The sequence below is a fragment of the Epilithonimonas lactis genome, assembly GCF_900110605.1.
Lineage (GTDB): Bacteria > Bacteroidota > Bacteroidia > Flavobacteriales > Weeksellaceae > Epilithonimonas > Epilithonimonas lactis.
Genome location: NZ_FOFI01000001.1, coordinates 730,290 through 745,487 on the forward strand (window position 1 = coordinate 730,290; position 15,198 = coordinate 745,487).

At 38.9% G+C, this 15,198-nt stretch carries 13 protein-coding genes; 8 read left to right on the forward strand and 5 right to left on the reverse strand.

All coding sequences use genetic code 11. The features are described from left to right. The first annotated feature begins 160 nt into the window (after nucleotides 1–160). The 6 genes from BMW39_RS03430 (at nucleotide 161) to BMW39_RS03455 (ending at nucleotide 7,045) form a co-directional block, all read left to right on the forward strand. On the forward strand, nucleotides 161–1,804 hold the full coding sequence (locus tag BMW39_RS03430; RefSeq protein ID WP_051879998.1) for an APC family permease: 1,644 nt from the start codon (nucleotides 161–163) through the stop codon (nucleotides 1,802–1,804). A 274-nt stretch (nucleotides 1,805–2,078) separates the two neighbouring features. Beyond that, a complete protein-coding gene (locus BMW39_RS03435; RefSeq protein ID WP_034977253.1) occupies nucleotides 2,079–3,098 on the forward strand; it encodes a WD40/YVTN/BNR-like repeat-containing protein in 1,020 nt (339 codons plus the stop codon). Nucleotides 3,099–3,209: 111 nt separating this feature from the next. Continuing rightward, nucleotides 3,210–4,361 (forward strand): AI-2E family transporter, encoded by a 1,152-nt coding sequence (locus BMW39_RS03440; RefSeq protein WP_034977255.1) that lies wholly within the window; start codon nucleotides 3,210–3,212, stop codon nucleotides 4,359–4,361. A 152-nt stretch (nucleotides 4,362–4,513) separates the two neighbouring features. Beyond that, on the forward strand, nucleotides 4,514–5,128 hold the full coding sequence (locus BMW39_RS03445; protein WP_034977258.1) for a DUF1684 domain-containing protein: 615 nt from the start codon (nucleotides 4,514–4,516) through the stop codon (nucleotides 5,126–5,128). 166 nt (nucleotides 5,129–5,294) lie between these two features. Beyond that, nucleotides 5,295–6,542 (forward strand): T9SS type A sorting domain-containing protein, encoded by a 1,248-nt coding sequence (locus BMW39_RS03450; RefSeq protein WP_051879999.1) that lies wholly within the window; start codon nucleotides 5,295–5,297, stop codon nucleotides 6,540–6,542. 125 nt (nucleotides 6,543–6,667) lie between these two features. Further along, nucleotides 6,668–7,045: a hypothetical protein gene (locus BMW39_RS03455; protein WP_034977261.1), complete on the forward strand. Its 378-nt coding sequence runs from the start codon at nucleotides 6,668–6,670 to the stop codon at nucleotides 7,043–7,045. 33 nt (nucleotides 7,046–7,078) lie between these two features. Here the strand turns inward: BMW39_RS03455 and BMW39_RS03460 are convergent, their stop codons facing one another. The 5 genes from BMW39_RS03460 to BMW39_RS03480 form a co-directional block, all read right to left on the reverse strand. After that, entirely contained in the window at nucleotides 7,079–7,444 is a 366-nt protein-coding gene (locus BMW39_RS03460) for a YcxB family protein (RefSeq protein ID WP_131474344.1), read from the reverse strand. Between the two features lie 133 nt (nucleotides 7,445–7,577). Then, the gene (locus tag BMW39_RS03465; RefSeq protein WP_034977266.1) at nucleotides 7,578–9,725 is read right to left on the reverse strand and encodes an endonuclease MutS2; all 2,148 of its coding nucleotides are present in this window, start codon (nucleotides 9,723–9,725) and stop codon (nucleotides 7,578–7,580) included. A gap of 556 nt (nucleotides 9,726–10,281) precedes the next feature. Continuing rightward, the gene (locus BMW39_RS03470) at nucleotides 10,282–10,782 is read right to left on the reverse strand and encodes a YceI family protein (RefSeq protein ID WP_034977268.1); all 501 of its coding nucleotides are present in this window, start codon (nucleotides 10,780–10,782) and stop codon (nucleotides 10,282–10,284) included. A 66-nt stretch (nucleotides 10,783–10,848) separates the two neighbouring features. Continuing rightward, a complete protein-coding gene (locus tag BMW39_RS03475) occupies nucleotides 10,849–12,135 on the reverse strand; it encodes a hypothetical protein (RefSeq protein ID WP_034977273.1) in 1,287 nt (428 codons plus the stop codon). A 34-nt stretch (nucleotides 12,136–12,169) separates the two neighbouring features. Continuing rightward, nucleotides 12,170–12,706 (reverse strand): YceI family protein, encoded by a 537-nt coding sequence (locus tag BMW39_RS03480; protein WP_034977276.1) that lies wholly within the window; start codon nucleotides 12,704–12,706, stop codon nucleotides 12,170–12,172. 423 nt (nucleotides 12,707–13,129) lie between these two features. Between BMW39_RS03480 and BMW39_RS03485 the strand changes: the two genes are divergently transcribed. Then, nucleotides 13,130–14,713 (forward strand): Na+/H+ antiporter, encoded by a 1,584-nt coding sequence (locus BMW39_RS03485; RefSeq protein WP_034977279.1) that lies wholly within the window; start codon nucleotides 13,130–13,132, stop codon nucleotides 14,711–14,713. A gap of 33 nt (nucleotides 14,714–14,746) precedes the next feature. Beyond that, nucleotides 14,747–15,196 (forward strand): hypothetical protein, encoded by a 450-nt coding sequence (locus BMW39_RS03490; protein ID WP_034977282.1) that lies wholly within the window; start codon nucleotides 14,747–14,749, stop codon nucleotides 15,194–15,196. The last annotated feature ends 2 nt before the right edge of the window (nucleotides 15,197–15,198 follow it).

A 15,198-nucleotide genomic window follows, 5' to 3' on the forward strand; every position in this document is an offset into this window, starting at 1 on the left:
TAAGCTTCAGAAAGTCTGGTAAAATCTGGAATTAATACAAATAAGTAAAATTATTTAGTTAAAAAAAGTTAAGGATGACATTTTTTTAATATTTTCGTAATTCAAAACAAACAAACAGAAGAAAAGCCCCTCATTTTTTTGGGGATAAAAAAATTAGATTATGGCAAACATTTGGATTAAGAAGCCAATGGAAGCGTATGAAGCAGACATCAAAAAGAGTCAGCTGAAACGCGTATTGGGGAAATGGAGTTTAACGGCTATTGGAATTGGTGCTATCATTGGAGGTGGCATTTTTGTTTTAACAGGTACAGGCGCTTACTATAATGCTGGTCCCGCGTTGGCACTTTCATTTGTTGTAGCTGGCATCGCCTGTGTTTTTGCAGCACTTTGTTACGCAGAATTTGCATCGATATTACCAGTTGAAGGTTCGGCTTACGCTTACGCTTACGGAACAGTAGGGGAGATCTTCGCTTGGATCATTGGTTGGGGATTGATCTTGGAATATGCCATGGGATCAATGACGGTCGCCGTTTCGTGGTCCGGCTATTTTGGGAAATTGCTCAAGATGTTCGGTCTGCATCTACCTTATTGGATGACCACAGATCCAGGAACTGCGAAGAAAGCCTTTGGAGAAGCGACTTCACAGATTGCTGCTGGAGGATTGCCATTGGAGAAATTACAGGCTTTTCAAGAAACCATCAATAATTTCAACGCCGCACCTGAACTTTTGAATTTCAAACTGTTCTTGAACCTTCCCGCGCTACTGATCGTTTTGGTAGTGATCTCAATCTTAGTAAGAGGAACTAAAGGCGCAGCTAAAGCCAATAACTTTATCGTAATACTGAAAGTGTCTGCTATTATTTTCGTGATTGTAGCTGGTGTATTTTTTATCAATGTTGAAAATTGGACACCTTTCATTCCAGAAGCTACAACGATAATTGAGAACGGAAAATCCGAACCAGCCTATGGTTACAGTGGGATCATCGCCGGAGCGGCCGCAATTTTCTTTGCGTACGTAGGTTTTGATGCTGTTTCAACACAAGCAGGCGAGGCGATCAATCCGAAAAAAGACGTTCCTTTTGCGATCATCACTTCATTGGTGGTTTGTACGGTTTTATACATTTTGGTATCATTGGTCTTGACCGGAATGATGCATTACACAGACTTCAATCCACTAGGCAAATATCCGGACGCGATCAAAGCACCGGTTGCTTACGCTTTTGATATTGCAGGACAGGCTTGGGCTGGTTACATCATCACGATTGCAGCTACAGTAGGTTTGATCTCGGTTTTGATGGTGATGATCATGGGACAATCCAGGATTTTCTTGGGAATGTCAAAAGATGGTTTGATCCCTTCGACGTTCTCAAAAGTTGATGCCGAAGCAGGTGTTCCCAAAAAGAATCTTTACATCTTGGGCGCAGTGATCGCAGTAGTTGCAGCATTCACGCCGATCAACGACTTGGCGCACATGACCAGTTTTGGGACATTGTTTGCCTTCACTATGGTTTGTGTAGCGGTTTGGATCTTGAGAAAGAAAGAACCGAATCTTCAAAGAAACTTCAAAGTTCCAATGTTGCCGGTTGTTGCAACGCTTGGGATCTTGATCAACGTTTATTTGATTTTCAACCTTAGTCCAGAAGCTCAGAAGTACTCATTGGCGTGGCTGGCGTTAGGTTTCGTCATCTATTTCCTTTACAGTAAAAGAAATTCCAAGATGCAGAATGGCGGATTTGGAGAGACTTTCAAGGCAGAGCAAACACCTTTGGAAGAAGTGGACGTCGATATCGACAACAAACATTAAAAATATAAATTCCGCCTCGTGCGGAATTTTTTTTTGGAGCTTCATCCCGCTATCCGCTATTACTCCTCGCTCCAAGGCTTTTTCCTTCGCTTGCTGTGGGGTAACCGCTACTATCGGGGCTATGGGCTTGGTTTGTCAATCACATTTTGCCAAAGTTAGGAGGGAATTGACATATTACACATTGCAAAAAACCAATATTTACATTGTCATGCTGAGGTTTTAGAAGCATCCAATAAATTCACAATATTTTACAAACTTTCATTAAATTTATAAAATGAAAAAACTAAGTCTCCTCCTCCTCTTGATCTCCATATTCGGTTACTCCCAAAAATTCAAGGTCGACACTTTGTTGACCGACAAGATCAGCATTCGGGCCATACAACTCTGGTACGGGAAAGTGTGGTATTCTGGAACAGATTCCAAATTTGGATTTGTAGATCTGAAGGATCGATCTGAGAAGAAGCAAATTTTACTTTCTGACAAAAAATTGCAGTTTCGAACTTTGGCTCAAAACAAGAAAAACTTCTACGCCATCAATATAGAAAGTCCAGCTTACTTCTTTCAAATTGATAAAAAAAATTTAGATTATAAAGTTGTTTTCAATGACAAAGACAGTACTGCTTTTTATGACGCATTGAAATTCACGGACAATAATTTTGGAATTGCATTTAGTGACCCGACAAACAATCAGCGTTTAAATATTTCTCAGACCAGAAACGGCGGTGCAAAATGGATCCACTGCAACGATTGCAAAGATTTTCCATACTTAGAAAAAGGTGAAGCTGCATTTGCCGCAAGTAATACGAATATCTCAAGTTTTGGAGATGCGATTTGGATCGCAACTGGCGGGAAAAAATCCAGAATATATAGAATGAGAAACAAAGATTGCAACTGGGAAGTTTTTGAAACACCTTTCACGCAAGGGACATCTTCCCAAGGCATCTATTCCATAGATTTCTATGATGAAAACTTCGGAATCGCAGTCGGCGGAGATTACACCAAACAATCTGATAATATCAACAACATCGCGACCACAAACGATGGCGGAAAAACCTGGAAGATCCAAGCCAGCGGACAAAACGCCGGCTACATGACCTGCGTCAAATTCCGTCCGAAGACCAAAGGAAAAGAGATTGTCGCGGTCGGCGATCAGCATATCAGCTTTTCGGAAGACTTCGGAAAAACATGGACCGAGATCTCCGAAGAGAAAAATCTCTACACCTGCGAATGGCTGGATGAAAATACGTTGATTCTGGCAGGAAAAGATAAGATCATCAGAGTGAATTTCCAATAGAATTTGATGTAATGAGATTCATTGGATTTTAATTGACATTCTGTTTTGTTATTTATAGCAAGACCTACCACATTGGCATAACAATATCATGTGAATCATAAATATTATAATATGAATCAAACCTACCCATTTTACCTCAAACTTTCCTGCATCCTGATCAGTATTTTGATCTTAGGATTTTTGGCCATCATTGGTCAGCAGATTTTGATTCCAATGGTTTTGGGATTGTTGATCGCAATCTTGCTTATGCCAATGTGTCGTTTCATGGAGAAGCGATTGCGACTCCCAAGAGGTGTGTCTTCGGTCGTGGCGAGTCTTTTGGCTTTGGCGATCATCGGCGGCGTGATCTACGGCTTGTCTATTCAGGTGGCGAAACTCTCCAATGACTGGCCTCAGTTCCAAAAACAATTCATGGATCTGACGGATGATCTGCAAAGTTGGATCTCCAGAACATTTGGGGTGCGTAGAAAAGATCAGTTGTTGTATCTGAATGATACGGCAAAAAAATCCATCAGTACTGGAACGGCAATTTTGGAAACCGCGCTCAAGTCCATAGGTTATGTTTTGATGCTAACGGGTTTCACATTTTTGTTTACCTTGTTTTTTCTTTTGTACAGAACGCATTTGCTTAAGTTCTTGGTCGCAAGTTTTTCTGAGACCTACCACAAAACAGTTTTCGAGATCATCGATAATATCCAGTTTATGGTGAAGAAATATTTGGTTGGATTATTTCTCCAGATGCTCATTGTCACGATTCTATCTTTGATAGCGTACACAATCATTGGTGTGAAATATAACTTCATGCTCGCGATTCTCACCGGAATTCTGAATATTCTGCCTTACATCGGGATTTTCACGGCGCTTTTGATCGGTGCTTTGATCACGTTTGCAACTTCCGGCGTAAGTCACGTGTTGTTCATTGTCATTACGATTGTGGTGATCCACGCGATCGATGGTAATATTATTATGCCTAGAGTCGTGGGTTCCAAAGTGAAGATCAATTCGTTGATCGTGATCATCGGTCTGGTGATTGGCGAGATGCTTTGGGGAATTGCAGGAATGCTGCTGACGATACCAGTTTTGGCGATTATGAAAATCATTTTCGATAGGGTGGAAGGTCTTCAATCCTGGGGATTCCTGATGGGTGAGGATGAGGATGTTCCAATCTTCAAATCGACTTTTGACAAATATTTTTTGGTCAAGAAAACGAAAATTGAAAAGGTGGAAATCATTCCTGGTTCGGACGATGAACCGAAAAATTAATGTGAAAATGCACTTTAAAGCTTGAAACCCGCAGCCCGACTTGAACGGAGCTCTTTTTCTTTTCGTTGCCTGAGCATAGTCGAAGGCAACGAAAAGAAAAAAGCGGGAGTGGAAGGCGGATAAAGCTGCCCAAAATATTTTAAAATTAAACTATGAAAAAATTAAGTTTCTTATTCGTTATATTCTCTTTGTTTTTGAATGCGCAAACCAAAAAGGAAAACATCGACGCAATACGAAAGTTCCAAAAAGAACTGGACGCCGAATATCTGAATCCGAAAGAATCGCCGTTGCGAGGTGATAATCTGACGAATTTCAAAAAGCATCCGTTCTTCCCGATCGATTTGAAATATCGAGTGACTGCCAAATTTATCAAGACCGAAGATCCAGTGCCGTTTGAATTGCCTACATCATCGGGGAAATTTCAAAGTTATCAGGAGTTTGGAACTGCGGAATTCGAGATCGATGGAAAACAGTATGCTTTAAAGATCTATCAAAATCTAAGATTGATCAAAATGGAAAAGTACAAAGACCATCTTTTCCTGCCTTTCCGAGATGAGACCAATGGCAAGGAAACCTATGGCGGCGGAAAATATATGGATCTGAGTATTCCGAAAGGTGACGAAATCGTTCTGGATTTCAACCGATCTTATCAGCCATTTTGTGCGTACAATGCGTATGATTACAACTGCCCGATCGTTCCGGAAGCGAACAAATTGCCTGTTAGAATAGAAGCTGGCGTGATGTATGACGACGTTTATCATCATTGATATCACTGAGATCGTAATTATTAAGAACACCGATATTTTCGGTGTTTTTTTTTGGTAAATAAATTTGTGGAAGGTAAAAAATGAGTATTAAAATTATTAAATTTGCATCGATAATAATTTATGGTAATAAATTCATTAGTAAAACATTCCTAAATAAATTAAAACTGTGAAAACAAAACTATTTTTTTTAGCATCAATTGCTTTTTCTCTATTTTGCAAAGCGCAAAACGTAACAATTCCAGATCCGATCTTCAAGGCTTATCTTGTCAGTAGTCCAGCGATCAATACCAATGGAGATGCTCAAATACAGGTATCCGAAGCAGCTGCTTTTACAGGAACTATCGACTGCTCCTCAAAGGGAATAGCAAGTATGACTGGCCTGGAGGCGTTCGTAAGTCTTACAAAATTAAGTTGCTTTGGTAATCTTCTGACAACTTTGGATGTTAGCAAAAATACTGCATTGACGAGCATTGTCTGTGCTGGCAATCAACTTTCAACGTTGGATGTGACGAAGAATTTGGCATTGACCGAGTTGAACTTTCATACCAATCAGATCTCAACATTGGATGTTTCCAAAAATACGCTTCTGACATTTTTGGCGTTCTCCAACAATTTGTTCACGACAATCGATGTTACCAAGAATACAGCCTTGACCGACCTGATCTGTGAAAACAATCTTTTGACCAGTTTGGATGTGAGCAAAAATACAAACTTGATCAATTTGGATGCTGGTAATAATCAATTTGCATCTTTGAACCTGCAGAACAATGCTGCCTTGGAAATGCTAACCGTAAACCTCAATCCGCTGACTGCTTTAGATTTGACGGGTAACCCGGCGTTGACAATCTTGAATGCGATCGGAAATAATTATACAACAATCGATTTAAGCAAAAACACTGCATTGCTGGCTTTGGACTTCACAAATGGAAAGTTGAAGAGTTTGGATGTCAGCAACAACCAGCTTTTGGAGTTGCTGTTGGCAAATAGCAATCAATTATTGTCTGTTAATTTGAAGAACGCAAATAATGAAGTTTTGGTCTATGTGGATTTGACTGGGAATCCCGACCTTTCGTGCATTCAGGTTGATAATATGGAAGTTGCGAATAATTATGCCTCATTAGAATATTGGATAAAAGACGCGAGCGCAACTTACAGCATTAATTGCAATTCTACTTTGGGTCTTAATGATATTTCTAAAGGCGATGTGAAAATCTATCCAAATCCAACAAGGTCGTCTGTTAATTGGTCTGTGGCTGCTGATGTAGAAGTTTATAATACCGTTGGACAAAGGGTTTTGATAAGCAGAAATTCCTCTTCAGTAGATCTTTCCAAATTTTCTGATGGTGTGTACATTGTCGTCTTGAAGGATAAAAATGGAAAGGAACTTCAAAGAAGTAAAATTATTAAGAACTAAGAGTAAGGATTTTTTGTTCCTAGATTTGATTTGGAAACATTTGTTTTCTTAGAAATTAACATTTAACGTTCCTTTAACAGCCCATTAGCACGAACCTTGGAAGTTATCATTCAAATCAAAAAATTATGAGTGATAAAAAAGTAGCCGGTCTATGGATAGACGGAACAAAAGCAATCGTAGTGACCAATCACGACTCTCAGGAAGTAACAGAATTTGCAGTTGTTGATACGGTAAAAGCGGAGATCCAGCACGGAAATTCAAGTGAAAATGCAGCGAACAATGCAGAGCAATCCAACAAATTGAAATTCTACAAAGAAATTGAAAAGTTGATCACGAACAGTACCGATCTTTACGTGACTGGCCCTGGAACTTCCCAAGAGGAATTGAGAAATCACCTTCTGGAAACGGCACAGTACAAAAATCTAAACATCAAACTAGGAACAGATTCACAGCTTAGTGAACAGCAAGTTCTGGAGGAAGTGAAATCTCACTTCAACGCATAAAAAAAGCGACCTGATTTGGTCGCTTTTTTTTATTTAATCTTTTAGTAATTCAGATTTGATATTCTTTTGGGTCACGATGTTTCTAAATTCTTGAATCTGATTTCCTGATAAAACTCTTTTTGGTAAAAAACCGTATGCTGTAGAATTATGATAAACTAATATCCAGTTTTTCAGCTCTTTGACTTTGTAGATATTCTCCCACAGAATTTTTGCTTCAAAGCCTTCTCCAACGTCACTAAATCCTTTCTCATCAATTTCTGAAATCGTTCGTAAACCTAAAATCTTGTGTGATCTATAAAATTTCTGAAATCTCACATAAAGCAGAATCGGATAAAAAACTAAAGTGAAAAGTACAATAAACAAAGATGTGAACTCATAGAACATTTCGTATAAAAACAAATTTTCAATGATGAAATACAAGTCCTAATAGAGTTATGCCAATAAAAAGTGGTCTTTTGTAAGTTTGAAAAAACATGAGCTTTATATACTCAGATTGCTCTATTTTATATTCAATTTTCATAGTCTAATTTATTTAAATCCGCTCCAATTCCCCAGAATCAATCGTGGTTTTGAAAGTTCCGTAGTTCACGGTGACTTTGTTTTTCTTGATCTCATCTATCGTCCCAACGCTTGCGCTTCCTTTGATGCGGACGCGCTGACCAACTTTCATCCAGATCGCACGTTCTGCAACGCGTTTTTCTTCTAATTTTTCATTGGTTTCTACAATCTTTTCCTGAACGTCCTCCTTCTTCAGTTGCTGCGTGATCTTTCGTTTGATGACTTGCAGACGTTTGCTTTCGTCTTTGTCCACGCCGATTTTTCGGAACTTTTCCTGTTCCAAGATCTTCACGAAATCTTTTACCACATCTTTTCGGGATTTCCCTTTCACGTAACTGTCGATGAAAGATTCGATTTTGTTCCCGAATTGAAGTTTGCGATGCTCGTCTTCATACAATTTCTGGAAATTATGAAGTTTTTGCTGAAGTTGTTCGTTCAGTTTTTGAAGATTGTCACGTTTGTCTTCTACGGAATCTCGCTTTTCCGAAAGGTCAGATTTGATCTTCTCAACCTCGAATTTCTCCTGCTGAAGTTTCACGATGGTTTTATCAAGATTAACAATGTCGTGTTCCACTTTTTTCTTGGCAGAATTGATGATGAATCTTGGAATTCTATTTTTCTCCGCCACTTCAAAAGTGAAAGAACTTCCGGCTTGTCCAACTTCCAATTTGTAAAGAGGCTCAAGTGAATTTTCATCAAAAAGCATCGCGGCATTTGTCGCTGCGGGAAGATTTTCCACAACCAGCTTAATGTTCGTGTAATGCGTGGTGATGATGCCGAAACTCTTTTTGTCGTAGAAAAACTCCAGGAAACTTTCTGCCAACGCGCCACCCAATTCCGGATCGGATCCAGTTCCAAATTCATCGATCAATAAGAGTGATCTTGCATCTGCCTGTTTGATCATTCCAGACATTTTTTTCAGTCGGGAAGAATATGTTGATAAATGATTTTCAATGGATTGATTGTCACCGATGTCCGTCATGATTTTTTCGAAGAAGAACATTTCGGATTTTGGATGACAAGGCACCAAGATGCCAGTTTGGATCATCAATTGCAGCAATCCAACGGTTTTCAGGGTGATGGATTTTCCTCCTGCGTTTGGTCCGGAGATGCAGACGATTCTATTGTGTTCGGTCAAAGAAATCGTCTGTGAGAAGATCTCTTTTTTCTCTTTTTTGTTTCTGATCCAAAGCAACGGATGGAAAGCTTCCCGCAATCTCAAAGTCTGATGTCGGTTGATCTTTGGAAGGATTCCATTCACCAATTCCGCAAATTTTGCTTTCGCTCGAATTAGATCCAGATCAAAAATATAAGTTTGATAATCTGAAAGCTGCGGTTGAAATTCAGCGATTTCGGCTGTCAGTTTTCTGAGGATCTTGTCAATCTCTTTTTTCTCTTCCTCCTGATTTTCTTTTAGTTTGAAATAATGTTTTACGACACTTTCCGGTTGAACAAAAGTGATGGAGCCTGTTTTCGAAATGCCCAAAACTCTTCCGTTCACTCTTTTCTTGAATCCGGATTTAACCGCCAAAACACGTTGGTCTTCGATGATGCTTTCCTTGATGTCGTCCAAAAACTCACTTTGCCCGTAATTGAAAAGTGCTCTGTTGAAATTCTCATCAATTGCTTTTCTGGCGTGCTGAATTTCTGTTCTAAGTGTTTTCAGGATTGGCGACGCTTCGGTTTTTACATCTCCGAAACGGTTGAAGACTTTATCGATTTTATCAACAATCTCTTTTCGGAATTCCAAGTGTTTGACCTCTTCCAAAAGTGTTGGGAAAAGTTCGGAAAGCTGCGGGAAAAACCGTTGCAATTTCCCGATCTGTTCCGTCATCGTTTTAATCCTGATGAAGGATTTGTTTTCCAATCGGAAATTCTCGATCAGCATCAGTTTCAATTCTTCTTCGATGTCTTCGTACTGGTCGAATGGAACGGCTGTTGAGCTTTCGAAGCTTGAAAGGAATTCTGAGGTTTTTTTCAAAGATATTTCGGCTTCGTCTATTGGCATTGGCCGAAGTTCCATGATCTTGTCTGCCGTTTTTGGCGAGAATGCGAAAGGTGCGATCTCCGAAAGAAGTTCCGGAAATTCTAATTCATTAAGGTCTGCTTGGTTGATATTCACAATGCAAATTTACGAATTTGAAATGTTTTAAAATTTGAAAATTCATATTTGAAATTTCTTTCAGAAATTGAGTTTTTGTTTGTCTTCGAGAACCTCAGACTGACAAAAAATCAAGTGGATAATTTCTTTCAGAAATAGATTTTTTTTTATTGGTCTTCCCTTCGTTTGGCTCGGGATAAACTTCGCCTCAGACTTACAAAGATTTCCAATGGATAATTTCTTTCAGAAATTGAGTTTTTATTGGTCTTCGAGAACCTCAGACTGACAGCTTTTAAATTTTGAAATTTGATTTATGGATTGTAGTTTTTAAGATGATAAAAGGTTTTGAATTGAGATTCTGATTTGATTTGGAAATAGGATCGTCGATCAATGCGAAGCGCAGCCCGACTTGAACGGAGCTCTTTTTCTTTTCGTTGCCTTCGACTAAGCTCAGGCAACGAAAAGAAAAAAGCGGGAGTGGAAGGCGGAAAAGCTGCCCAAATTAATAACAAAAACAACATCACCGGAAAACCAGTGATGTTGGATTGAAAAATCTAATTGTATGAAAAAGTATGATTTAAATTTTGGTCGATAAGCTGAAGGTGAGATCCAGATCGTCTTTTACCACGACCATTCCGCCCATTTTTTTTGGTGGCGTGATGTTGAAATCACTGAATTTGACATTCTTTCGGCCAACCATTTTATTGTTCTCTAAATTGAATTCTACATTGTACTTTCTACTTTGGTTCATCATTTTGACTTCCACAACGGCAAGGAATTTCTTTTGATTTCTAGTGAAATTGAGGAACTTGATGGTCATTTCCGGATACTTTTCTGCATTCAGGATCTTCTGGAAATCTTTGGTCATCATCTTGTTGCCGCAGTCGAAATCTGTGACTTTCAAAATGATATTCGGTAGGTTTTTTTCTGAAAAGGAATAAGCTTCATTTTTGAATTTGCTGTTGGTGCATTGGAAACTACTGACGTTTGTACTGCCATTGATCTTCACGAAGTTTTCCTGTGCACCGATTTGGATGATCGTGGTCAAGAAAAGGAGTAAAATATAGAAAGGTCTCATGACTTTTGATTTTTAAAGAAAGCAGAGGATTCCCGAGAGTTTCCCCTGCTGCTATTAACTAAATATTTAAAAAGAGATCACTGCTTCCAACATGAATCCGTTGAATTTTCCATCGCTTTTGATGTTGGTCGTTGGATAGCCGTCGTATTTTTGATTCACGTATTCCAATTTTGTCAGGATGTTTTTGGTCATGAACCAACCTCCGCCAATGTTGTATCTGTCTACGCTGATGTCTTCTCCGGTGATTATTTTTCCGTCTACTTTGTTGTATCGGCCGCCGAAGTAGAAGTTCTCGTCGTTGCCAAATCTGTAAAGCAATTCTGCTGCATATTGGTTGTAGGTTCTTCTTTCAGTTTCTGTCAAGTTACGTCCAGATGCAGATTCGAAGATCCCGAAGAATTCCAGTCCTTTGTATTTCACAAATGGATTGATCATGAATGAGGTCAATGTGTTTTGGAAATCCGGATCTACCATTCCGCTTCTCATTTGAGCAGAAGATGTGGCGGCTGTGTTTTCCATCACGAAGTAATATCTTGATCCAGCTCTGTCGCCATTATAGAAATCCAATCTTGGTGCTCTTGCGATGTTGTATGCGGAGCCTGTCAATCTGACTCTCAGATCTTCGTTGACCTGTTTGTCGTAACCGATTTTTCCGTAGATTCCAGGGCTTGTGCCTCCAGTGGCCGTTTGGTTCAATTTTCCGTTGGTCACACCACCCATCACGATTACGCCGTTTCTTCTGTAGTAAATCTCTGCAAAAGGGAAAGTGGCGTAAGCATCCATCAAGTAATTACCTACAAATGGATTCATGATGGCGTAAGCGTTGTCTGATCTTCTGAGTTGCGCATCACCATAGTTGATCTGGTCTTGACCTACTTTGATGGTAGTATATTTCATAATGTCTTCAGCAAAACCTTTCTGGATAAAATCCAGTTTGTCAATTTGCAAGTAACCACCTTTCACATAGGTTTCGTTGTGGTGACGAGAAGATAGGAATGTTCTCAAGTGAAGATTCACACCATCGTACAAAGCAACGTCTAAGTCTAAGTTTGCAGTTGGAAGGTTGATGTTATTTCCCAGGTCAAACAATTGATTTGTATTTACGCCAGCGGCATTGATTACAGGCGTTGCGTTGTTCTCGTGTTTCAAGCCTTGGAACTGTAGGGCAAATGCGCCACCCACTTTCACTCTCAAGTGATCAAAGGTTGAAACGGTATCTTTTGGATTTTCAAAAACGGTCAATCCACGTTTGTCTCTTGGTTTTAGATTGTCCAGTTTGCCTTCCTGTGCGAATCCAAATGTTGCGGTCAGTAAAGCTGCGATGAGGCCGGCTTTCAGTAGATTTCTTTTCATGATATTTAAATATTTAGTTGTTATTATTAAAAAGTTATTCGGCTACCACATTCACTTTTACAGTGACCACATCGCCGGTTTTGATTCCCATGAAACCTGGGCGATCCATTCCGAATTCTGATAGTTTGATGGTTTCTGTTCCATCGATAATGTATGAGTATCCTTTTTTGACGATCGATACTGGGAACGAAACATTTTTGGTAGCTCCAGCAATGGTCAATTTCCCTGCAGCATTGCTTTTTCCTAGGTTAATGGAAGTCGCTGTGAAGGTCACATTTGGTGCTTTGTCGGACTTCAAAGCTTCGTAGGCTTTCTTTTCCATCGTTTTTCCTTTTTCTGCTTTCAGGGTTTTTACAGGAACTGTATAGGTGATGTTGGTGATTGCATTTCCATTCACAACACCTGAGAAAGTGGCGGTAGAACCTTTCATTTCCCAATCGTGCATCGGCGATGTTCCAGAGATTGTGATTGCTGTAGATTTTTGATTTAATTTTTGAGCATTTGATAATTGAGGTAAGAATGTTGCTCCTAAAAGAATTGCCAAGCCAAATAGATTTTTCGTTGTTTTCATTTTCGTAAAATTTGATTGTTATAATTAAATATTTCCCTATTTTGATATGTCAAAGGTATAATGTTATTAATGAATACAATATTATATTATGATGACAAAAATCTTATGATTGTATCTTATTGTATAATTGATAAAATTTATCGATAATGCTTATCGATTTTGTCTAAATGTTAATTTTTTCTTAATTCTAATTTTGTCTTTTATTGATAATGGTTGACGAAAAATCAGATATGATATTTGTTAGGTCGGTAATCAATGATGAAAATCAGTTGAACTATTTTTGAATATTTACAAAAAATATTAAATTATTAAGGATTTAATAAAATTAATATGATGAATATCATTAGGAAGCAAGCCGCAAAATTTGTATTTTATAAAGTCGATGTATTTGTTATTTTTGTAGCTTAAAACACGAATACTAAAATGCACAGTCTTTTACCTTTTCTCTTGGCAATGGTCGCAGTGATCGTTTTGCTCAATATGTTTGCCACCAAACTGAAAATCGCTTATCCTATTTTATTGGTAATCGGTGGTTTGGCGATCAGCTTTATTCCCGGATTGCCTGTTATTAAAATCGATCCCGACCTTATCTTTTTCATATTCCTACCGCCATTATTATTTGAAGCGGCGTGGACCATTTCCTTTAAAGAGATGAAAAAATGGTGGCGGATCATCGGTAGTTTTGCGTTTCTGGTCGTGTTTTTCACAGCTTTGTCTGTAGCGCTGGTTGCCAATCATTTTATTCCCGGATTTACAATTGCCTTAGGTTTTTTACTTGGTGGGATAGTTTCTCCGCCAGATGCGGTGAGTACTGGTGCGATCACGAAATTTGTGAAAATTCCCAAATCGACTTCCGCAATTCTTGAAGGAGAAAGCCTTCTGAATGACGCTTCTTCGCTTATCATCTTTAGATTTGCGCTTGTTGCGGTTGGAACTGGGCGGTTTGTTTGGCAGGATGCAACAATGAGTTTCTTCTGGATGGTGATTGGCGGTGCAGGAATTGGTTTGCTTTTGGGATGGCTTTTCGTTCAAGCACACAAACTGCTCCCAACCGATGCACCTTCCGACATTGCTTTGACGATTATCGAACCATACTTGATGTATTGGTTCGCAGAACAGCTCCATAGTTCAGGTGTTTTGGCTGTGGTTGCCGGTGGACTTTTTATGTCAGCAAGACGATTGAAATTTCTCAATAGTACCAGTAGGATCCATGCATACAGTGTTTGGGAAAGTTTGATATTTATTTTAAATGGGATTGTCTTTTTGATCATCGGATTGGAACTTCCTGAGATCGTGGACGGACTTCGGGACGATCACATTCCGTTGGAAACAGCCATCGGTTATGGGGTTCTGGTGACCGCTATTTTGATTGCTGCCAGAATGATCAGTTCGTATGCGGCGCTTATTGCTACAATCATTTTCCGACCTAGCGTTCAGCCTCATCCCTCTTCCAGAACACGAAGATGGATGATGCCTCTTTTATTGGGTTGGACAGGCATGCGTGGCGTGGTTTCCCTGGCTGCAGCTTTGGCAATTCCGGTAACTCTGGGCAATGGTGAGGCGTTTCCACATAGGAATTTGATATTATTCATCACCTTTGTTGTGATCCTCTTGACGCTTTTGGTACAAGGTCTTACGTTGCCCTACATCATTAGAAGGACTGGCTTTTTCGATGGCATTTTCGCTGAAGAAAGTGAGCAGTCAACCAAGCAGAAGATTAAAAAGGAACTAAAACAACATGTTTATCAATTTCTAAAATCCAAATATGAAAACGAATTGAAAGACCACGCAGGACTGGAAATGTTCCTGAAACATTGGGAAGAGCGTACCAAAGCGACAGACGACAGTTGGATGAATGAAAAAACTAAAGTCATTTTTGTGGAAATGTTGGAAATACAGAGAGAATATTTGTCAGAACTGAACAAAGATCCTAAGATCAACGAGGAGATCATCCGCCAGCAATTGTTCCAAATTGATCTGGAGGAAGAGCGACTAAAGATGATCTAATTAAGTAAATCTATTAGAATTAATTGACTGATTATGGAGAGATTAAGTAAAGATAAGATTGTGAGATTCCTGAGACAAATTCTTTTTGTAGCAGCAATTATTTTTGCAGCTTCATTTTTACAATTTTATTGGTCGATGGGACATTTGTCGGAAAGGATGTCTAGTTCCTGTCTGGAATGTTGGTTTGTAGAAGATGCTTTTTATATGTCTTCGATAACTGCTGTTTTGTTGGCAATCATCTTTAGGTTTTTAAATAAAATCAGAAGCAAAATTTTCATAATTGTCATTCAGTTTTTGCTTTTGATCACCATTTGGTCTTTCTGGGATTACTCTGTTTTTGTGGATAGAGAATCATCCTGGAGCACTTATCTATTTAATGAAGAACTATATTATGTTGGTACTTATTCGATTCTTCCAATTTTGATCTTGTCCTTTTTATCCATATTTTTAATTAATTATAAATTGTTTATCAAGACTAAGTAAAA